This window comes from Velazquezella soli, assembly GCF_977018685.1.
Window position 1 is genome coordinate 2,604,853 of record NZ_CDRNXF010000004.1, and the last position, 19,313, is coordinate 2,624,165.

18 protein-coding genes are annotated in these 19,313 nt (G+C 60.4%); 14 read left to right on the forward strand and 4 right to left on the reverse strand.

Annotated features, from left to right (window positions below; all coding sequences use genetic code 11):
* Positions 1-161: 161 nt before the first annotated feature.
* Positions 162-1,814 carry an acyl-CoA dehydrogenase family protein gene (locus tag AC0JZ8_RS16265; protein WP_471892952.1) on the reverse strand — a complete coding sequence of 551 codons (1,653 nt, stop codon included), beginning with the start codon at positions 1,812-1,814 and terminating at the stop codon, positions 162-164.
* A gap of 182 nt (positions 1,815-1,996) precedes the next feature.
* Here AC0JZ8_RS16265 and AC0JZ8_RS16270 point away from each other — a divergent pair, with 182 nt between their 5' ends.
* The 6 genes from AC0JZ8_RS16270 to dprA all read left to right on the forward strand — a co-directional run bounded on the left by AC0JZ8_RS16270 (position 1,997) and on the right by dprA (position 6,709).
* Positions 1,997-2,209: a type II toxin-antitoxin system ParD family antitoxin gene (locus AC0JZ8_RS16270; protein WP_471892953.1), complete on the forward strand. Its 213-nt coding sequence runs from the start codon at positions 1,997-1,999 to the stop codon at positions 2,207-2,209.
* A 5-nt stretch (positions 2,210-2,214) separates the two neighbouring features.
* Positions 2,215-2,529 (forward strand): type II toxin-antitoxin system RelE/ParE family toxin, encoded by a 315-nt coding sequence (locus AC0JZ8_RS16275; protein ID WP_430256423.1) that lies wholly within the window; start codon positions 2,215-2,217, stop codon positions 2,527-2,529.
* Positions 2,530-2,603: 74 nt separating this feature from the next.
* A complete protein-coding gene (locus AC0JZ8_RS16280) occupies positions 2,604-3,542 on the forward strand; it encodes an aspartate carbamoyltransferase catalytic subunit (protein ID WP_062453206.1) in 939 nt (312 codons plus the stop codon).
* Positions 3,543-3,550: 8 nt separating this feature from the next.
* Positions 3,551-4,843, forward strand: a complete 1,293-nt coding sequence (locus AC0JZ8_RS16285; protein ID WP_471893383.1) for a dihydroorotase — start codon at positions 3,551-3,553, stop codon at positions 4,841-4,843.
* 84 nt (positions 4,844-4,927) lie between these two features.
* A complete protein-coding gene (gene plsY, locus AC0JZ8_RS16290) occupies positions 4,928-5,548 on the forward strand; it encodes a glycerol-3-phosphate 1-O-acyltransferase PlsY (RefSeq protein ID WP_471892954.1) in 621 nt (206 codons plus the stop codon).
* Positions 5,549-5,566: 18 nt separating this feature from the next.
* Positions 5,567-6,709 carry a DNA-processing protein DprA gene (gene dprA, locus AC0JZ8_RS16295; protein ID WP_471892955.1) on the forward strand — a complete coding sequence of 381 codons (1,143 nt, stop codon included), beginning with the start codon at positions 5,567-5,569 and terminating at the stop codon, positions 6,707-6,709.
* Here the strand turns inward: dprA and AC0JZ8_RS16300 are convergent.
* Positions 6,689-6,892, reverse strand: coding sequence for a hypothetical protein (locus AC0JZ8_RS16300; protein WP_062453210.1), 204 nt, complete (start codon positions 6,890-6,892; stop codon positions 6,689-6,691). The two genes, dprA and AC0JZ8_RS16300, sit on opposite strands and share 21 nt — an antisense overlap.
* A 245-nt stretch (positions 6,893-7,137) precedes the next feature.
* Between AC0JZ8_RS16300 and topA the strand changes: the two genes are divergently transcribed.
* From topA to rpmG, 5 genes are all read left to right on the forward strand, one after another.
* Positions 7,138-9,852, forward strand: coding sequence for a type I DNA topoisomerase (gene topA, locus AC0JZ8_RS16305; protein ID WP_471892956.1), 2,715 nt, complete (start codon positions 7,138-7,140; stop codon positions 9,850-9,852).
* A complete protein-coding gene (gene rnr / locus AC0JZ8_RS16310) occupies positions 9,849-12,212 on the forward strand; it encodes a ribonuclease R (RefSeq protein WP_471892957.1) in 2,364 nt (787 codons plus the stop codon). The genes topA and rnr overlap by 4 nt, the downstream gene beginning before the upstream one ends.
* 2 nt (positions 12,213-12,214) lie before the next feature.
* Positions 12,215-12,670 carry a DUF983 domain-containing protein gene (locus tag AC0JZ8_RS16315; RefSeq protein WP_062453212.1) on the forward strand — a complete coding sequence of 152 codons (456 nt, stop codon included), beginning with the start codon at positions 12,215-12,217 and terminating at the stop codon, positions 12,668-12,670.
* Between the two features lie 86 nt (positions 12,671-12,756).
* Positions 12,757-13,941 carry an MFS transporter gene (locus AC0JZ8_RS16320; RefSeq protein WP_062453213.1) on the forward strand — a complete coding sequence of 395 codons (1,185 nt, stop codon included), beginning with the start codon at positions 12,757-12,759 and terminating at the stop codon, positions 13,939-13,941.
* An 89-nt stretch (positions 13,942-14,030) separates the two neighbouring features.
* A complete protein-coding gene (gene rpmG / locus AC0JZ8_RS16325) occupies positions 14,031-14,198 on the forward strand; it encodes a 50S ribosomal protein L33 (RefSeq protein ID WP_007626161.1) in 168 nt (55 codons plus the stop codon).
* Between the two features lie 756 nt (positions 14,199-14,954).
* Here the strand turns inward: rpmG and AC0JZ8_RS16330 are convergent.
* A complete protein-coding gene (locus tag AC0JZ8_RS16330; protein ID WP_062453214.1) occupies positions 14,955-16,334 on the reverse strand; it encodes a PleD family two-component system response regulator in 1,380 nt (459 codons plus the stop codon).
* Between the two features lie 14 nt (positions 16,335-16,348).
* A complete protein-coding gene (locus AC0JZ8_RS16335; protein WP_062453215.1) occupies positions 16,349-16,720 on the reverse strand; it encodes a response regulator in 372 nt (123 codons plus the stop codon).
* A gap of 133 nt (positions 16,721-16,853) precedes the next feature.
* On the opposite strand from AC0JZ8_RS16335, the gene AC0JZ8_RS16340 reads away from it, so the two are divergent.
* The 3 genes from AC0JZ8_RS16340 (at position 16,854) to AC0JZ8_RS16350 (ending at position 19,217) form a co-directional block, all read left to right on the forward strand.
* Positions 16,854-17,162: a DUF3572 domain-containing protein gene (locus AC0JZ8_RS16340; protein ID WP_062453216.1), complete on the forward strand. Its 309-nt coding sequence runs from the start codon at positions 16,854-16,856 to the stop codon at positions 17,160-17,162.
* Position 17,163: 1 nt separating this feature from the next.
* Positions 17,164-17,844 (forward strand): hypothetical protein, encoded by a 681-nt coding sequence (locus AC0JZ8_RS16345; RefSeq protein WP_471892958.1) that lies wholly within the window; start codon positions 17,164-17,166, stop codon positions 17,842-17,844.
* Between the two features lie 80 nt (positions 17,845-17,924).
* Positions 17,925-19,217: a DNA polymerase IV gene (locus AC0JZ8_RS16350; RefSeq protein ID WP_471892959.1), complete on the forward strand. Its 1,293-nt coding sequence runs from the start codon at positions 17,925-17,927 to the stop codon at positions 19,215-19,217.
* Positions 19,218-19,313: the final 96 nt, after the last annotated feature.

The following is a 19,313-nucleotide window of genomic DNA, read 5'->3' on the forward strand; positions in this document are numbered from 1 at the left end:
CCCGTCGTTTCCCATCATCGCAAGCGCCACACGGACGCCGTGCACAGGATAGAAGACCGAAGTCGGGCGCATGCTGCGTTACACAAGAGACAAGGGGATGCGCTGCAGTGGATGCCCTTGCCCCACAGGCAGTCTTCGTCTCTCCTTTCGGCGACTTCTTCTTACGCTGCTGGCGGGTAGAGAAGATCGACGATGTAGCGGGCGTCGAAGCGGGCATCGAGCATGCCATAGGTCGAGCGCCAGCCGCCCGCGAGACGGGTTTCGAGGAAGGCGTCGGCGATCTTGCCGGCACCGAGTCGCGCAAGCTCTGCGGCACCGGCCGCCAGCGCCAGCTGTTCGATCAGAAGCCTCGCAGCACCCTCGTCGCGCTCGCACAGCGCCATCGCGGCACGCAAGACTTCCACGGTCTTCTTGCCGGAAGCGCCGAGGTCCCGCTCGAAGCCGGCCAGAACCGTATCGAACAGATCGCGGCCTCGCGACAGCACGCGCAGAACGTCGAGCGCCATGACACTGCCCGAGCCTTCCCAGATCGCATTCACCGGCGCCTCGCGGTAATGCCGGGCAATCGGACGCTCCTCGACATAGCCATTGCCGCCAAGGCATTCCATCGCCTCAGCGATCAGCGATGGCGCGATCTTGCAGTTCCAGTATTTGATGACGGGCGTCATGACGCGCGCATAGGCCGCATCGCCGGGATTTCCGCGGGCGCGATCGAACGCGTCGGCCAGCCGGAACGACAGCGCCGTCGCGGCCGCGACATCCAGCGCCATATCGGCGAGCACGCGCATCATCAGCGGCTGATCGATCAGGTTCTTGCCGAACACGGCACGACCGCGGGTATGATGGACCGCTTCGGCCAGCGACGCGCGCATCATGCCGGCAGACGCGACAGCACAATCGAGACGGGTCAGCGTCACCATATCTAGAATGGTGCGGATGCCGCCGCCAGACTCTCCAAGCAGATAGCCGAAGGCGTCGGTGAACTCGACTTCGGACGATGCATTCGAGCGGTTGCCGAGCTTGTCCTTTAGCCGCTGGAAGTTCAAGCCATTGGCCGAACCGTCCTCAAGAAGCCGCGGCACGAGGAAACAGCCGATTCCCTCATTTGTCTTTGCCAGCATGATAAAGCCGTCGCTCATCGGCGCCGACATGAACCACTTGTGGCCGGAAAGGCGGTAGATCCCCTCGCCTACACGCTCGGCGGTAGACCGGTTGGCGCGCACGTCGGTGCCGCCCTGCTTTTCGGTCATGCCCATGCCGACCGTGATGGCGGACTTCTGCATGGCCGGGCGATTGGTCGAATCGTATTTGCGCGACAGAACTTTCGGCGCCCATTCCTTGTGGACGCGTGGGGAAGCCATCATCGCCGCAATCGAAGCGCTCGTCATCGTCAGCGGGCACAGATGGCCGCATTCCAGCTGGGCGGACAGATAAAAGCGCGTGGCGCGAACCTTGTGTTCGTGGGCACGCTGCTCGGGAATGGTCTCCCAGATCGACGAATGCAGGCCGCTTTGCATCGAGCGGCGCATCAGAGCATGCCAGGCAGGATGGAACTCGACCGTGTCCTGCCGCTCGCCGCGCGGACCGTGGGTGCGCAGTTTGGGCGGATTTTCGTTCGCCATCCGCGCCAGTTCCTGGGCTTCCGGAGAGGTCACGTAATTGCCGAGCTGGTCGTATTCGTCGCGGATCGCGCGGTTCAGATCGCCGGTCAGGTCGACCACAAGGGGATCGGAGCGGTAGGCATTGATTCCCGACCAGGGCTTCGGCTGATTCAGTTCGCCAAATTTTTCTTCATCGCGCGACATGTCGTTCATGGGCCGGTTCTAGCGGAAGTTAAAGGGCGTGGGAACGGCAGCAAAGAAGGAATTCGATGGTTCTTCACAAAAGCTGACGACCGGCGCATAATCCATGCTGGCACGGAGCAGAGACGAAAGTTGCAGTCATGAGTTTGCGAAAATTCAGCATCATGCTCCCGCAAGAATTGGCGGACGCGATCGTGAGCCGTGTCGAAACCGGCCAATACGCTTCGACCGATGAGGCAATGCAGGCCGCGGTCGATGCACTTCTTCGGGAAGACGCCGAACAGGACGAGCGTCTCGCGGCCATCCGCAACCGCGTCAAAAGATCGCTGGACGATCCGCGACCCAGTATCAGCGGTAATGAGGCTCGTGCCCATCTCGACAGGCTTTACACCTCGCATAAGGGATGACGCCGATGAAGCGTCTGCCGGTGCAATACAGGCCGGACGCTCTCGACGACATCGATGCGATCTTTCTCTACATCCTTGAGGCAAGCCAGAGTTTTCAGACCGCTCGACAATTTACCGACCGGCTTCTGGCGCGTTGCGACAGGATCGGCAACGCACCGGCGGGCGGCGCGGCTAGGCCAGACCTCGGTCCCGGCATTCGCATGGTCCCCTTCGAGCATCATGCCGTCATCCTCTACCGCGAGGTAGAAACAGCCGTCGACATCGTCAATGTCTTCTATCGCGGCCGGGATTACCGGGCGATCATGACGAACAAGCCGTAGATAACCTCCCATCCCGCTTGCGGCCTTTCCCCCCAGACCTTATAGACCGCCGAACGCAAGCGGAGACGCCCCCTATGGTCTTCTTTCCCCACCGCCATCTCCTTGGCATCAAGGGTCTCACCCGGCAGGACATTACGACGCTTCTCGACAAGGCCGACGAGGCCGTGCAGATTTCCCGGCAGCGGGAAAAGAAGACGTCCACGCTTCGGGGCCTCACCCAGATCAATCTCTTTTTCGAAGCCTCGACGCGGACGCAGTCCTCGTTCGAGCTTGCCGGCAAACGGCTCGGCGCCGACGTGATGAATATGTCCGTCAGCAATTCGTCGGTGAAGAAGGGCGAGACGCTGATCGATACGGCGATGACGCTGAACGCCATGCACCCGGACGTGCTGGTCCTCAGGCATTCCTCGGCCGGTGCCGCGGCCCTGCTTGCTCAGAAGGTGACCTGCTCGGTGGTCAATGCCGGCGATGGCCAGCACGAACATCCGACTCAGGCGCTGCTCGACGCTTTGACCATCCGCCGCGCCAAGGGCAAGCTATCGGGCATCATCGTCGCCATCTGCGGTGATGTTTTGCATTCGCGCGTCGCCCGCTCCAACATCATTCTCTTGAATGCCATGGGCGCCCGCGTCCGGGTCGTCGCGCCATCGACGCTTCTACCGTCAGGCATCCGCGATATGAGCGTAGAGGTCTTCCACTCGATGGAAGAGGGTTTGCGGGATGCGGATGTGGTGATGATGCTGCGCCTGCAGCGCGAGCGCATGGCCGGCTCCTTCGTGCCGTCGGTGCGCGAATACTTCCATTTCTACGGTCTCGATGCGGAAAAGCTCAAAGTCGCCAAGGGTGACGCGCTGGTCATGCATCCGGGTCCGATGAACCGCGGCGTCGAGATTGCTTCCGATGTCGCCGACGGTCCGCAGAGCGTTATCGAGCAGCAGGTCGAGATGGGCGTCGCCGTCCGCATGGCGGTCATGGAAACGCTCCTGACCTCCAATCAGGGAGAGCGCGCATGAGCACGACCATGTCCAATGGCACCGTTCTCAGGAACCTGCGCATCATCGATCCCTCGCGCAATCTCGACGAAACCGGTACGATCATCATCGGAGCCGACGGTCGCATCCTTGCGGCCGGAAAGGATGCCCAGAACCAGGGTACGCCCGACGGCGCCACGGTCCGCGACTGCCAGGGCCTTGTCGCAACGCCCGGGCTTGTTGATGCGCGCGTCTATGTTGGCGAGCCGGGTGCTGAGCATCGTGAGACGATCTCGTCGGCCAGCCGCGCCGCTGCTGCCGGTGGCGTCACCTCGTTCATCATGATGCCGGATACCGATCCTGTTCTCGACGATATCGCGCTGGTCGAATTCGTTCAGAAGACGGCGCGTGACAAGGCGATCGTCAATGTCCACACCGCCGCAGCGCTCACCAAGGGCCTTGCCGGCAAGGAAATGACCGAGTTCGGCCTGTTGCAGCAAGCCGGTGCCGTCGCCTTTACCAACGGTCGTCACGGCCTGTCCGATTCGCTGCTGCTGCGCCGCGCGATGACCTATGCGCGCGAGTTCGATGCGGTCATCTCGCTCGAACTGCGCGAGAAATATCTTGGCAACGGCGTCATGAACGAGGGCCTGTTCGCCTCCTGGCTCGGCCTGTCGGGCGTGCCCAAGGAAGCGGAGATCATTCCGCTTGAACGCGATCTGCGCATCGCCGGCCTCACCCGCGCCAAATATCACGCGGCAAAAATCTCGGTGGCGGAATCGGCCGAAGCCATGCGGGCTGCCCACGCACGCGGCGCCAACGTCACCTGCGGCGTGTCGATCAACCATCTGTCGCTGAATGAAAACGACATCGGCGAATACCGCAGCTTCTTCAAGCTGTCGCCGCCGCTGCGGTCCGAAGACGATCGAATCGCCATGGTCGAGGCGCTCGCCGACGGCAGCATCGATATCATCGTGTCCTCGCATGATCCGCAGGACGTCGATACCAAGCGTCTTCCCTTCGCCGATGCCGCCGATGGTGCGATCGGGCTTGAAACCATGCTGTCTGCAGCCCTTCGGCTGCATCACGACGGTCGCGTGCCGCTGATGCGGCTGGTCTCTGCAATGTCGACCCGCCCGGCCGAAATCTTCGGTCTCGATGCGGGCACTCTGAGACCCGGCGCAAAGGCCGATATCACGCTGATCGATCTCGACGCGCCTTGGATCGTCGCCAAGGATATGCTTCTGTCGCGCTCGAAAAACACGCCGTTCGAGGACGCGCGCTTTTCCGGCCGGGCCGTCGCGACCTATGTCGGCGGGAAATGCGTCTATAAACTGGGATAGAGATGGGGCGGGCCAACCCCTCGCGCGCTTGCGCGAAAGGGTTGGAACGGGGGCAACCCCGACTAGGGGCTTTGGGGGAAACACATGATAACCGACCTTCTTACCTGGCAGATCACGCTGCCGATCGCAGCCGGCGCGCTTGTTCTCGGCTATCTGTTGGGCTCGATCCCGTTCGGCCTGCTTCTCACCCGCGCCGCCGGTCTCGGCGACATTCGCTCGATCGGCTCCGGCAATATCGGGGCGACCAACGTTCTTCGCACCGGAAATAAGAAGCTCGCCGTCGGCACGCTTCTGCTCGATGCCTTGAAGGCGACGGTCGCAGCCCTGATCGGCTGGTACGCCTTCGGGCCGGAAGCTGGCCTTATCGCGGGATTTGCCGCCTTCATGGGTCACCTCTATCCGGTCTGGCTCGGCTTCAAGGGTGGCAAGGGTGTCGCGACCTATATCGGCACGCTGCTGGGGGTTGCTCCGCTCATGGTTCTGGTGTTTGCCGCGGTGTGGCTGTCGGTAGCCAAGCTCAGCAAGTACTCATCGCTGTCCGCCCTGGTTGCAACCCTTGTCATTCCGGTTGTGCTGTGGTTCATACAGGAACCAAAGATTGCTGCCGTCATGGCTCTCATGACGATCATCTCCTTTATCAAGCACAAGACGAATATCGAGCGGTTGATTGCCGGCACCGAAAGCAAGATCGGCCAAAAGGGCTAGTCCCTTAAAGGACGGATCATGCCGGATAGCAGCGCAAGACGTATCGGAATTGCGCTCACCGAACGGCAGAAGATCGCCTGGCTGCGGTTGATCCGCTCCGACAATGTCGGCCCGGCGACATTCCGGGATCTCATCAATCATTGCGGCTCGGCGGAAAATGCGCTGGCCATGTTGCCGGAACTGTCAGCGCGCGGCGGATCGACACGGGCAATCCGCATCGCCAGTGCCAGTGAGGCCGAACGCGAGCTGGAGATCGCACGCCGCCAGGGCGCACAGTTCATCGGCATCGGTGAACCCGACTACCCTCCCGCGTTGCGACAGATCGAGGCAGCGCCGCCGCTCGTTGCGGCAAAGGGCGATCTCTCCACCGCCACCCGCCCCTCGGTCGGCATTGTCGGCTCGCGCAACGCCTCAATCGCCGGGGCGAAGTTTGCGGCGGTGATTGCCAGGGATTGCGGCCGCGCCGGTTATGCGATCACTTCAGGACTTGCTCGCGGCATCGATGCGGCGGCGCACCGCGCCAGTCTCGATACCGGCACGATCGCGGTTCTGGCCGGCGGCCTCGACCGTCCCTATCCGCCGGAAAACTTCTCCCTGCTCGATGAGATCACGGCCGGCAGCGGCCTTGCCGTCTCCGAAATGCCATTCGGCTGGGAGCCACGCGCGCGGGATTTTCCCCGTCGCAACAGGCTGATTTCAGGCATTTCGCTCGGGCTGGTTGTCGTTGAAGCGGCTGAGCGGTCAGGCTCGCTGATCACCGCAAGGCTTGCTGCCGATTTCGGCCGGCTGGTGTTTGCCGTCCCCGGCTCGCCGCTCGATCCGCGCTGCCACGGTACAAACGGACTTCTCAAGCAGGGCGCCATCGTCACGACCGGCGCTTCGGATGTGCTGGATGCGTTGGCGCCGCTGTCCGATCTCGATAGATTTCAAAATACCGTCATCGAAGAGCCCGGCAGAGGCAGCACACTCCTGCCGCCCGATGACGACGACAGGACGCGCATCATTTCGGCGCTCAGTCCGACACCGGTCGAGATCGACGATATCATCCGCCATACGGGTGTTGTCGCGGCCAGTGTCTATCTTATTCTGCTGGAACTCGATCTTGCCGGTCGGCTGCACCGGCACCCGGGCGGCATGGTCTCACTTGCTATGGAAGACTGATCGCGGTCGTCGCCCGGCCTGCACGTCGCCAGCCTCGACATAGGCCATCTCGATGAGGTAGCACAGCATATCAGCCCCCTCGCTGAGCGCGACCTGCCGCAACTCTGCCAGCATCTGCCGGATGTAGGCGATGTTGCGCGAATTCTCGTCGCCCCGTCCGTCCTTGTCACCGTGAGAGACCATTTCACATCCTGTCAAATAGGGCGCGACACCGCCTAATATAACTATTCGTCACCTTATCAGCGCAGCTTAGAGATGTTTATTTAAGATTGCAACTAATTGCACATCACTCTCAGGTTGCAGTTCGTTGTATCCTACTAATTAACGATGACCTCTTGACCCCGGGACAAACGCCCGCCATGTCGGGAGACCAGATTTCCGCCTGGATCGTTACGAGACCGGGCAAAGCTCTATTGCAGAGAAACAAGATGAATGTAGTCATTGTAGAATCTCCAGCCAAAGCCAAGACCATCAACAAGTATCTTGGCTCGGGTTACAAGGTTCTCGCCTCTTTCGGCCACGTCCGCGACCTTCCTGCCAAGGACGGGTCGGTTTTGCCTGACCAGGACTTCGAGATGCTCTGGGAAGTCGACAGCGCATCCCAGAAGCGGATGAAGGATATTGCCGACGCCGTGAAGGGTTCGGACGCCGTTTATCTCGCGACCGACCCGGATCGCGAGGGTGAAGCGATTTCCTGGCATGTCCTCGACCTCTTGAAGAAGAAGAAGGTAATCGGCGACAAGCTGGTCAAGCGCGTCGTGTTCAACGCCATCACCAAGAAGGCGGTTCTCGATGCGATGGCCAACCCGCGCGATATCGACGTGCCGCTGGTGGACGCCTATCTCGCCCGCCGCGCTCTCGACTATCTCGTCGGCTTCAACCTGTCTCCGGTCCTGTGGCGCAAGCTGCCGGGCGCCCGTTCTGCCGGCCGTGTGCAGTCGGTTGCGCTTCGCCTGGTCTGCGACCGCGAAACCGAGATCGAGCGCTTCGTCTCGGAAGAATACTGGAACATTTCCGCGCTCCTGAAGACACCGCGTGGCGACGAGTTCCTGGCCAAGCTGGTGCAGGCCGACGGCAAGCGTCTGCAGAGCAAATCCATCACTAACGGCGAAGAAGCCGGCCGCCTGAAGACGCTGCTCGATGGTGCCGCCTATAGCGTCGAGACCGTCGAAGCAAAGCCGGTCAAGCGCAATCCCGGCCCGCCGTTCACCACCTCGAGCCTGCAGCAGGCCGCGTCCTCGAACATCGGCTTCGGCGCGTCGCGCACGATGCAGGTCGCGCAAAAGCTCTATGAAGGTATCGATATCGGTGGCGAGACTGTCGGTCTCATTACCTACATGCGTACCGATGGCGTTCAGATGGCACCCGAAGCGATCGACCAGGCGCGCCGTGCCATCGTCGACCAGTTCGGCGAACGTTACATGCCGGAAAAGCCGCGCTTCTACTCCACCAAGGCGAAGAATGCGCAGGAAGCCCACGAAGCGATCCGCCCGACCGATTTCAACCGCACGCCAGACAAGGTTCGCCAGTATCTCGATGCAGATCAGGCGCGGCTTTACGAGCTGATCTGGAAGCGCGGCATTGCCAGCCAGATGGCATCTGCCGAGATGGAACGCACAACCGTGGAGATCTCGGCGACAAACGGCGCCGAGAAGGCTGGCCTTCGGGCCGTCGGTTCGGTCGTGCGCTTCGACGGCTTCCTCGGCGCCTATGTGGACCGCCGCGAAGAGGATGACAAAAGCGAGGACGACGACGAAGACGGTCGTCTGCCCGAGATCAACGCTCGCGAAAAGCTCGACAAGAACAAGGTCAACTCGAGCCAGCATTTCACCGAGCCACCGCCGCGCTATTCGGAAGCATCGCTGATCAAGAAGATGGAAGAACTCGGCATCGGCCGTCCTTCCACCTATGCCGCGACGCTGAAGACGCTGTCCGATCGCGAATACGTGATCATGGATAAGCGCAAGCTGATCCCGCATTCCAAGGGACGGCTGGTGACGGCGTTCCTCGAGAACTTCTTCACGAAATACGTCGAATACGATTTCACGGCAGATCTCGAAGAGAAGCTCGACAGGATCTCGGCTGGCGAACTGGACTGGAAGCAGGTTCTGCGGGAGTTCTGGCAGGACTTCTTCGGCCAGATCGAAGACACCAAGGAACTGCGCGTCACCAATGTGCTGGATGCTTTGAACGAAGCGCTGGCACCGCTGGTCTTTCCGAAGCGGGAAGACGGTTCGGATCCGCGTATCTGCCAGGTCTGCGGCACCGGCAACCTGTCGCTGAAGCTCGGCAAATACGGCGCATTCGTCGGCTGCTCGAACTATCCGGAGTGCAACTTCACCCGTCAGTTGTCGTCCGAAGGCGGCGCGGATGCGGAAGCTTCCGGCCTCAACGAGCCGAAGGAACTAGGGACCGATCCGATGACCGGCGAGCAGCTGACGCTGCGGTCGGGTCGTTTCGGACCTTATATCCAGCGCGGCGACGGCAAGGAAGCCAAGCGTTCCTCGCTGCCCAAGGGCTGGCTGCCTGACGATATCGACCACGAAAAGGCGCTGGCACTGATCAACCTGCCGCGCGACGTGGGCAAGCATCCGGAATCGGGCAAGATGATTTCGGCAGGTCTTGGCCGTTACGGGCCGTTCCTGCTGCATGACGGTGGCTATGCGAACCTGGAAACGATCGAGGACGTGTTCTCGATCGGTCTCAACCGCGCCGTCACCGTGATTGCCGAGAAAAAGGAAAAAGGCCCCGGCGGACGCGGTCGTGGCACACCGGCAGCGCTCAAGGACCTTGGCGCGCATCCGGATGGCGGCGCGATCACCGTGCGCGACGGCAAATACGGGCCTTACGTCAACTGGGCCAAGGTCAATGCCACGCTGCCGAAGGGCATGGACCCGCAGTCGGTAACGATGGAACAGGCGATGGCGCTGATCATCGAAAAGGGCGGCAAGGCATCGTCGGGCAAGGCCAAGGCGAAAGCGCCTGCCAAGAAGGCCACGGCAAAAAAGGCTGCTGCCAAGACAGAGGCGGACGCAACGACCGAGACCGCCACAAAGAAGTCGCCTGCCAAGGCTAAGACCGCAGCCAAGAAGGCACCGGCCAAAAAGACAACCGCATCGAAGGCGAAGAAGACGGACACGTGAGAGAACCGAACGAGCGATCCAATCGCCAGCAGAAACGCGCCGCGAAGGCTGACCGTGGCGACAGCCAGTCGGCGAGCAGACCGGTGATTGTCCAGGGTGCAGTTCCTCCGCGCGATGTGCTGCTCCAGTTCATCGCTGACAATCCCGACAAGGGCTCGAAACGGGAAATTGCCAAGGCTTTCGGGCTGAAAGGCGATACGCGGATCGAGCTCAAGGATCTGCTGCATTCGCTCGAGGAAGACGGTCTTCTCACCAAGAACCGCAAGTCGCTCTCGCGTCCGGGTGCCCTGCCCCCGGTCACCGTTCTCGACATCACCACCCGCGACAAGGATGGCGAACTGATCGGCCGGCCGACCGAGTGGCCGGAGGATCTGGGTGCTGCCCCGGCCGTGCTCATCCGCCAGTCGAATGACAGCCGCGGAAAAGGCAAGGCGCCAGCCGCGGGTCTCAACGATCGCATTCTGGCAAAGATCTTCCCGAACAAGGACCGCTCAGGTCCGGCCTATACGGCCCGCGTCATCAAGGTCATCGACAAGCGCCGCGGCGCGGCCCTCGGCGTCGTCCAGAGACTGGCTGACGGCGAAATGCGTCTTCTGCCGACCGAGAGGCGCGGCGAGGAAATGGTGATCGAACCCGAGGACATCGGGGACGCCAAGGACGGCGACCTGGTCGAGTCGGAAGTCGTGCGCAACGGCCGGTTCGGCCTGCCGCGCGCCCGCGTCCTCAACATTGTCGGCTCCGTCGGTTCGGAAAAGGCGATCTCGATGATCGCCATCTATTCGCACGGCATTCCGCACATCTTCCCGAACGAGGTGATGGAAGAAGCGCAAGCTGCAAAGCCGGCCAGCATGTCGAAGCGCGAAGACTGGCGCGACGTGCCGCTCCTGACAATCGATCCCGCCGACGCCAAGGATCACGACGACGCTGTTTATGCCGAGCCGGACACCTCGCCCGACAATCCGGGCGGCGTCATCGTCACCGTCGCGATCGCCGATGTCTCCTGGTATGTCCGCACCGGCAAGCCATTGGACCGCGAAGCGCAGAAGCGCGGCAATTCCGTCTACTTCCCCGACCGCGTCGTACCGATGCTACCGGAACGCATTTCCAATGATCTCTGCTCGCTGCGCGAGGGCGAAGACCGGCCGGCGCTGGCCGTGCGCATGGTCTTTTCCAAGGAAGGCCGCAAGGCCGGCCATACGTTCCACCGCATCATGATGAAGAGTGCGGCCAAGCTCTCATACCAGCAGGCTCAGGCCGCCATCAATGGCGAGACCGACGACAAGACCGGTCCGTTGCTGGAGCCTGTCCTGAAGCCGCTGTGGGACGCCTACCGGATCATGACGATCGGCCGCGACCGTCGACAGCCGCTCGAACTCGATATGCCCGAGCGCAAGATCATGCTGAAGCCGGATGGCACGGTGGATCGTGTGATCGTGCCAGAGAGGCTCGACGCGCATCGGCTCATCGAAGAGATGATGATCCAGGCAAACGTCTGCGCCGCCGAAACGCTCGAGAAGAAGAAGCAGTCGCTGATCTACCGGATCCATGATGGCCCCTCGCTTGCCAAGCAGGAGACGCTGCGCGAGTTCCTGAACACGCTCGGCATTTCGATGGCTCGCGGCGGCCAGATGCGCTCCAACTCGTTCAACGGCATCCTGTCGCAGGCACAGGGCACGCCGCACCAGATCATGGTCAACGAGATGGTGCTGCGCTCCCAGAGCCAGGCGGTCTACAGCCCCGACAATATCGGCCATTTTGGCCTCAACCTGATGAAATACGCGCATTTCACCTCGCCGATCCGGCGCTATGCGGATTTGATCGTGCATCGCGCGCTGGTCGGGTCGCTCGGCCTCGGCGAAGGTGGAATCACGCCGGGCGAGGAAGCCCAGCTCGAAGATATCGCGGCAGAGATCTCCACCTTCGAGCGCCGCGCCATGGCCGCCGAACGCGACACGGTAAACCGTCTTGTCGCGCACCACCTCTCGACGAAGATCGGCGAGGAGTTCCAGGGCCGCGTGTCCGGCGTGACCAAGGCAGGCCTGTTCGTGGCCCTGCCGACCTATGGCGCAGATGGTTTCGTGCCGGTGTCAACGATCGGCGACGATTACTATATCTATGACGAGGCGCATCAGGCGCTAACAGGCGAACGTTCCGGTCTCGGCTACCAGATCGGCGATACCGTCGATGTGAAGCTGAAGGCGGCAGTTCCGCTTGCCGGTGCGCTTCAGTTTGAAATGCTGAGCGAAGGCAAGAAGCTGCCGGGCGGCGCCCGCTCGTTCCACAAGTCTGCGCGACGAGACAAATCTGGCGGAGGGCCCAAAAAGCCCGGTACGCGCCCCTTCCGTGGCGGCAGGAGATAGCAATGCAGTCAGATGGCGAACAGACGGTCCGCTTCGGCGGGTCGGACCCGGTCGATCGACCTCTTGGCCGCTCCATCAAACGGGGCCTCGCCTGTCGCTGTCCTGCCTGTGGAGAGGGCCGGCTTTTCCGTGCCTTCCTGAAGCCAGTCGATCATTGTTCCGTCTGCGGTGAAGATATCTCCCACCATCGTGCAGACGACCTTCCGGCCTATCTCGTCATCGTCGTGGTTGGTCACGTGCTGATGACCGGCTACATGCTGACCGATATGATCCTGCGTGTCTCTCCTTGGGTCCACCTCGCCATCTGGGCACCGCTTGCGGTGCTTGCCGCCATCGCGACGATCCAGCCCATCAAGGGCGGTGTCATCGGCCTGCAATGGGCAAACCGCATGCATGGGTTCGGCGGCGGCGAGGACGGGACCGATTCGACCAGCGGTCCGAGCAACAGACCGAACTGATCATGGACCACCGTTCGTTACCACCTTCCCGTCCTATTTCATGCGTACGGACGTCCAGTCCGAAGCCGACTTGTAAGGAAGTCTGAATGCCTCAGCCGACGACCGACGAAAACGGCCATGTCGCGGAGATCCACTGGCCATCCCTGATCGCAGCCACCGCCGCCGTCAGCGCCGTGGGAATAGCCATGGGGCTCGGCCTGCCGCTGCTGAGCATCATCCTTGAAAAACGCGGTATCTCATCGACGCTGATCGGGTTGAACGCTGCCATGGCAGGCGTTGCAGCCATGGTTGCCGCCCCGATCACGACGAAATGTGCTCATGACTTTGGTGTGGCGCGCAGCATGATGATCGCCGTGGTGATCGCCGCCTTCAGCGCCATCTGTTTCTACTATGCTGACCAATTCTGGATGTGGTTTCCGCTACGCTTTACGTTCCATGGCGCGACCACGGCTCTGTTCATCCTTTCCGAATTCTGGATCAATGAAGCCGCGCCACCCAGACGACGCGGATTGGTCCTCGGCATATACGCAACGGTGCTGGCGGTCGGGTTCGCGATCGGGCCAATGCTGTTTTCGCTTCTCGGCAGCGATGGCGTGCTTCCGTTCATCGTCGGCGCACTCATTATCATGACGGCCATCATACCGATCTTTCTCGCCCGTCACGAAAGTCCGAAGCTAGACAGCAAGCCCGAGCGGCACTTCTTCCACTATATATTCCTCGTTCCCAGTGCGACGGCAGCCGTCTTCGCCTTTGGTGCAGTCTCGGTTGGCGGACTGTCGCTGTTTCCGATCTATGCGTTGCGCGAACAGATGACCGAATCGCATGCGGCCATCCTCTTGACGGTGATGGGACTGGGCAACATGGCCTTCCAGATCCCGCTGGGGATGATTTCGGACCGCATGCGTGACCGCAGGCCGCTTCTGACCGGCCTCGCCGTGCTGGGCGTTCTCGGCTCTCTGACGATCCCCTTCCTGATCGGCAACTGGATGATGACCGCAGTTCTTCTGTTCATGTGGGGCGGCTGTATCTCCGGCCTCTACACCGTTGGCCTCGCGCATTTGGGAGCTCGCCTTCGAGGTGCCGATCTGGTCGCTGCCAATGCCGCCTTCATCTTCTGCTATGCCGTCGGCACGGTTGCAGGACCACAGGGCATCGGCGCTGCCATGGATGTCGCGGGCAATGACGGCTTTGCCTGGGCGCTGGCCGGTTTCTTTGGCTTTTACGTAGTTGTTTCGGGGGCTCGATGGTTTTTACCAACGAAACAAGGTTGACATTCTGACCGCGATTTGTAATTTCGCCCCAGATTTCGCCGTCGACCGTCTGCGTCCGCGGCTCCACTTTTCTTAAAGGCGCTAAGACCATGGCAAAAGCTACGACCATCAAGATCAAGCTGCTGTCGACGGCTGATACCGGTTTCTTCTACGTAACCACGAAGAACAGCCGTACGATGACAGACAAGATGACCAAGACGAAGTACGATCCGGTTGCCCGGAAGCACGTCGAATTCAAGGAAACCAAGATCAAGTAAGATCTGGTCCCTTAAAGGCATGAAAGAAGGCGCAGGCTGATCAGCCGGGCGCCTTTTTCTTTGCCTGCTGTTTTTACGCGTGAGTATCCAAACGCAAAAAGCGCCACCGTCATTTCTGACAGCGGCGCTTTGATTGGGGGTCGACCGGCTTGCAATCGCGGCACGAGGAGCCGTTGAAATTGCTTGCCAGTCGACCGACCCCACGACCCAGGAGATGCGGCGGACCTGAGCATCATGGGGTATCTCGACGTAAGCTGAAGGAACCCTTCGCCCCGTTGAAACCAAAATTGCGCAAAATCAATGGAAAATCAACACATACTTAGATCAGTACGAAACTGTTTGGATATGATGGTTAAAATCCACACGCGTCTTTGTAGAAAGACGCTATTCCAGCTCTTCAATTGTTAGGTTTATTCTGAGCCAAAGCGTTTTTAGCTTTACCCACCGTACGGTGTTCGATGCGAGCTTGAAGATTAGCCCGACTTCGAGACGGAAGTAAAAGGCGATTATAAATCATCAAGGAGAAGCAGGACTTCCTCGCTTGTGTGTAGATGCTACCACATCAGTCGGTAATTCTCAAACAAAGCACCGGTCTTCCATTCCCATATGCGTTTTATTTGGATCGAAGCCGCATACGAATCGTCAAATTTAATTGAGGAAACTGGGGGACGAGCGCTTCTTTATCAAAAAGCCTCGCTGCAAGACGAAAGATATTATATTAGAGTATTTTAATATACTGCGACTCTCGTGCAAATCTTAAGCGGCGGCTGCAACGACTCGGTTGCGACCGCTGTTCTTAGCGTCGTAAAGCGCACGGTCGGCTTGTTTCAACAACTGCTCCGGCGTTTCCGCTCCACTGCGGCTACAGGCAATCCCAAGCGAAGCTGTGATGTTCAGGCTGGCGCCAGTGCTTTTCAGCACGAACGGCGTCTGCTCGATGATGTTGCGCAATCGTTCGGCAATCAAAGCCGCGGCGGCGCTATCCGTATCGGGCATAACCACAACGAATTCCTCGCCACCGAACCGGCAGGCGAGATCAGCACCGCGTACCGTGGACCGGATACGGGCCGCAACTTCCTTCAGCACCTCGTCACCGGCGTCGTGGCCGTGCGTGTCGTTGACCGATTTGAAGCGATCGATGTCGGTGATGCAGACGGACAGCGGCCGCCCACGGGCTGTTGCGCGGGCAAACAGCACCTTCATGTGATTGTCGAGATAACGGCGATTGTGCAGACCGGTCAGGGCATCTGTCACAGCCAGTTCGATCGTATGGCGCACGCTTAACCGCAGGCGGTCGTTGTAACGCTTACGCTTGATCTGCGTCAGGGTCCGGGCCACGAGTTCATTCGGATCGATCGGCCGGATGATGTAGTCGTTGACGCCGAGATCGAGCGCCCGGACGATGACCTGGTCGTCGCCATGTTCCGTCACCAGCAGCAACGGCAGGAATCGGGTCCGCTCTAGCGATCGCAGTTGTGAACAGAGCCTCAGCGGATCGTAGTCATCGAAATTCGTATTGACGATCACCAGATCGAACGGGTTTTCAGCCGCTTCGAAAAGGGCTGCCTGCGGATCGGAGATCGCAGTGATATCCGCGACCGGTTTCAGCGCCCTGACGATGCGTTCCTGCGAGCTTCCGCGGCCATCGACCAGTAGGACCTGCGCGACGTCGTCCTGAGCGTCCTGCCCCGCTGCACTCTTCATCATGTCCTGCAGCGTGAGATCCTGCGCGGTGTCTGACCGGATGCGCAGCTCGTCACTCAGCGTCTTCAGCCGCACGAGGCTTTTGACACGGGAAATCAGCTGCAGGTCGTTGACCGGCTTGGTCAGAAAATCGTCGGCACCGGCTTTCAGGCCGCGCACGCGGTCGGAGGGCTGGTCCAGCGCGGTGACCATGACAACAGGGATATGGGATGTCCGCGGATTGGCTTTCAGCCGCTCGCAGACTTCGAACCCGTCAATGCCCGGCATCATGATGTCGAGCAGGATGACATCGACATGGGCCTGTTCACAGATCGCCAGCGCCTTGTAGCCGTCGTCGGCAGTCAACACATCGAAATATTCCGCAAGCAGGCGTGCCTCGAGCAGCTTTACGTTTGCGGGAATGTCGTCGACTACCAGGATCCGTGCCGTCATGTCATTCTCCGACCTTACGCGTCGCCAAGATACGTCTTGATGGTCTCGATGAACTTCGGCACCGAGATGGGCTTCGAAACATAGGCTTCGCACCCGCCCTGTCGGATTCGTTCCTCGTCGCCCTTCATCGCGAATGCGGTGACGGCGATGACCGGTATGACGTGCAGTTCGTCGTCTTCCTTTAGCCACTTGGTCACTTCCAGACCCGATACTTCGGGCAGCTGGATATCCATCAGGATCAGATCCGGACGGTGACGGCGGGCAAGATCCAACGCCTCCATGCCATTGCGCGTCTGGATCGTCTCGTAGCCGGACGCTTCGATCAAATCGCGGAAGAGCTTCATGTTCAGCTCGTTGTCTTCGACAATCATGACCCGTTTGGGCATGTCGATCCGTTCCTTAAATCGCGCCTTGCAAGCGTGCTTTCAGTCTATAAGCTTTCCGAATACGAGATTCTTTCAGCCGCTGGCCGCACACGTTAAGGGCATTTGGTTGAGAAATAGGTAACTTGAGCAGCCGATGAGGTTCGATCCGTTGAATAACAAGGCACCCGCCGCAGCCCCCGAAGAGACGGCCGGCGCAATCCTCAGCTGGCTTGCGGACGAGCCCGACATGTTCTCCCGGTTTCTGGCGCTGTCCGGCCTCCAGCCTGGTCAGCTGCGTTCTGTGATCGACGATCCGGGCTTTCTCGGTGGAATGATCGATTTCCTGATGAGCCACGAGCCGACGCTGATGGCCTTTTGCGAAGCGACAAACACGAGACCGGAAACGGTTGCCGCAGCGTCACACTATTATTCCAAGCCTGCACTCGATTCGGGCGACTACTGAGATGGAGAACTCGTCCGGCATTTCCCTCGATTTCTCCCATGTCCAACTGGGCGACCGCCCGCTGGTCGTCTGCGACGTCGATGACGTCGTTCTGGACTTCGCGGCACCTTTCACCGAGTTCATCAAGGCAGAGGGGCTGGAGCTGCTGCCGCGCTCCTTCCGCCTCACCGGCAATATCGTTTCGGTCGAAACGCAGGTCCCTATCGAGGAAGCGGACGTCAAACGCCTGATCGGCGCGTTCTTCGACCGCCAGGAAGACTGGCAGACGCCCTCTGCGCTTTCGATCGAGACGCTGAAGGCGATCGGTAAGGATGCGGACGTCGTCTTCCTCACTGCCATGCCGCCACGCTATCAGGAACAGCGTCGCCGGCTTCTCGACCGGCTCGACCTCACCTTCCCGCTCGTCGCGACGGAGGAGAAGAAAGGCCCTGTCATGCAGATGATCCATGCCGCGCGCCCCCTTCCCTCGGTCTTTATCGATGACATGGCCCACAACCTGCATTCGGTCCGCGACCACGTCGAGAACTGCCTGCTGATCCACATGATGCCGGACAGTCCTCTGCACCAGCTTGCTCCGAAGCCTGATCAACCGATCATCCGGGCCACAGACTGGCCGCATGCCGCAGAGATGATCGACGCCTACATCCTGTCCCACATCCCGCATCATCGAACCGCAAAATAGTGGTTGAAGGATGTGCGTTCTACTCTTGAGAGGTTGCAGCTTACGGCCTATTGTCGGAATGTTCAACCTTTGTTCCGCCGATGACAGTCGTACCAAATCACAAGCCCGGTTTCTGTCGAGACTGCTTTGCCGAGCAGAAGGCAGAGGTGCGACGGTGTCGCGCCTGCGGCAGTCCACGGCTGGTGTATCACCGCGAACTTCATGACCTGACGCTTGCCCATATCGACTGCGATGCCTTTTACGCCACCATCGAGAAACGCGACGACCCGAGCCTGGCCGACAAGCCGGTGATCATTGGCGGCGGAAGGCGCGGCGTGGTGTCGACCGCCTGCTACATCGCCCGCATCAGCGGCGTCCGGTCGGCAATGCCGATGTTCAAGGCGCTCGAACTCTGCCCGGATGCGGTCGTCATCAAGCCGAACATGGAAAAATACGTCACTGCCGGCCGACAGGTGCGGCAGATGATGATGGACCTGACGCCGCTGGTGCAGCCGATCTCGATCGACGAGGCGTTTCTGGAACTGGCAGGCACCCAGCGTCTGCACCACGATCAGCCCAGCCGCATTCTCGCAAAGCTCGCAAAACGCGTCGAATCCGAGATTGGCATCAGTATTTCCGTCGGGCTCTCCTACTGCAAGTTCCTCGCCAAGGTCGCTTCCGACCTCGAAAAGCCGCGGGGTTTTTCGGTGATCGGTCGCGCGGAAGCCGTGGAATTTCTGGCAACCCGGCCGGTCACGACGATATGGGGCGTCGGCCGGGCCTTCAATGCGACTCTGGAAGCGGACGGCATCCGCACCATCGGCCAGTTGCAAGTGATGGAAGAGGCCGACCTGATGCGCCGCTACGGCGCGATGGGCCAGCGCCTCTATCGTTTGTCTCGCGGTATCGACGACCGCGAGGTGCATCTCAACGACCCGGCGAAAAGCGTGTCGGCCGAGACCACGTTCTTCGACGACATCTCCCGCCACGACGACCTGGTCCCGATCATGCGCCGGCTTTCGGAAAAGGTGTCTAAACGACTGAAGAGCGAGGACCTTGCAGGCCATACGGTGGTGTTGAAATTGAAGACCGCGGAGTTCAAGAGCCGCACCCGCAACAAGCGGCTGGAAGACCCGACCCAGCTTGCCGACCGCATCTTTCGCACCGGTATCTCCATGCTGGAGCGGGAGACGGATGGTACAAAATTTCGCCTGCTTGGGATCGGCGTCACCGATCTGACCGACCCTGCCCGTGCAGATCCGCCGGATCTCGTGGATGTTCAGGCCGGACGCCGGGCGGCTGCGGAAGCGGCCATGGACAAGCTGCGTGAGAAGTTCGGAGCTGCGGCCGTCGAGACCGGCTATACGTTTGGCGACAAGCGCCGCGACCGATAGTTTCAATCAAACGTGATTAAATTTTTCCTGCTAAACGTGACGAGATCAGCGCGGATGCAAACCTTCGTTAAACCTCGCTCGGTAAAATGCGGCTCA

Bases quoted from the DNA above. Each gene is read 5' to 3' on its own strand.
- AC0JZ8_RS16265 (WP_471892952.1), bottom strand. From the start codon at position 1,814: ATGAACGACATGTCGCGCGATGAAGAAAAATTTGGCGAACTGAATCAG.
- AC0JZ8_RS16275 (WP_430256423.1), top strand. From the start codon at position 2,215: ATGAAGCGTCTGCCGGTGCAATACAGGCCGGACGCTCTCGACGACATC.
- AC0JZ8_RS16280 (WP_062453206.1), top strand. From the start codon at position 2,604: ATGGTCTTCTTTCCCCACCGCCATCTCCTTGGCATCAAGGGTCTCACC.
- AC0JZ8_RS16285 (WP_471893383.1), top strand. From the start codon at position 3,551: ATGTCCAATGGCACCGTTCTCAGGAACCTGCGCATCATCGATCCCTCG.
- plsY (WP_471892954.1), top strand. From the start codon at position 4,928: ATGATAACCGACCTTCTTACCTGGCAGATCACGCTGCCGATCGCAGCC.
- dprA (WP_471892955.1), top strand. From the start codon at position 5,567: ATGCCGGATAGCAGCGCAAGACGTATCGGAATTGCGCTCACCGAACGG.
- AC0JZ8_RS16300 (WP_062453210.1), bottom strand. From the start codon at position 6,892: ATGGTCTCTCACGGTGACAAGGACGGACGGGGCGACGAGAATTCGCGC.
- topA (WP_471892956.1), top strand. From the start codon at position 7,138: ATGAATGTAGTCATTGTAGAATCTCCAGCCAAAGCCAAGACCATCAAC.
- AC0JZ8_RS16315 (WP_062453212.1), top strand. From the start codon at position 12,215: ATGCAGTCAGATGGCGAACAGACGGTCCGCTTCGGCGGGTCGGACCCG.
- AC0JZ8_RS16320 (WP_062453213.1), top strand. From the start codon at position 12,757: ATGCCTCAGCCGACGACCGACGAAAACGGCCATGTCGCGGAGATCCAC.
- rpmG (WP_007626161.1), top strand. From the start codon at position 14,031: ATGGCAAAAGCTACGACCATCAAGATCAAGCTGCTGTCGACGGCTGAT.
- AC0JZ8_RS16330 (WP_062453214.1), bottom strand. From the start codon at position 16,334: ATGACGGCACGGATCCTGGTAGTCGACGACATTCCCGCAAACGTAAAG.
- AC0JZ8_RS16335 (WP_062453215.1), bottom strand. From the start codon at position 16,720: ATGCCCAAACGGGTCATGATTGTCGAAGACAACGAGCTGAACATGAAG.
- AC0JZ8_RS16340 (WP_062453216.1), top strand. From the start codon at position 16,854: ATGAGGTTCGATCCGTTGAATAACAAGGCACCCGCCGCAGCCCCCGAA.
- AC0JZ8_RS16345 (WP_471892958.1), top strand. From the start codon at position 17,164: ATGGAGAACTCGTCCGGCATTTCCCTCGATTTCTCCCATGTCCAACTG.
- AC0JZ8_RS16350 (WP_471892959.1), top strand. From the start codon at position 17,925: ATGACAGTCGTACCAAATCACAAGCCCGGTTTCTGTCGAGACTGCTTT.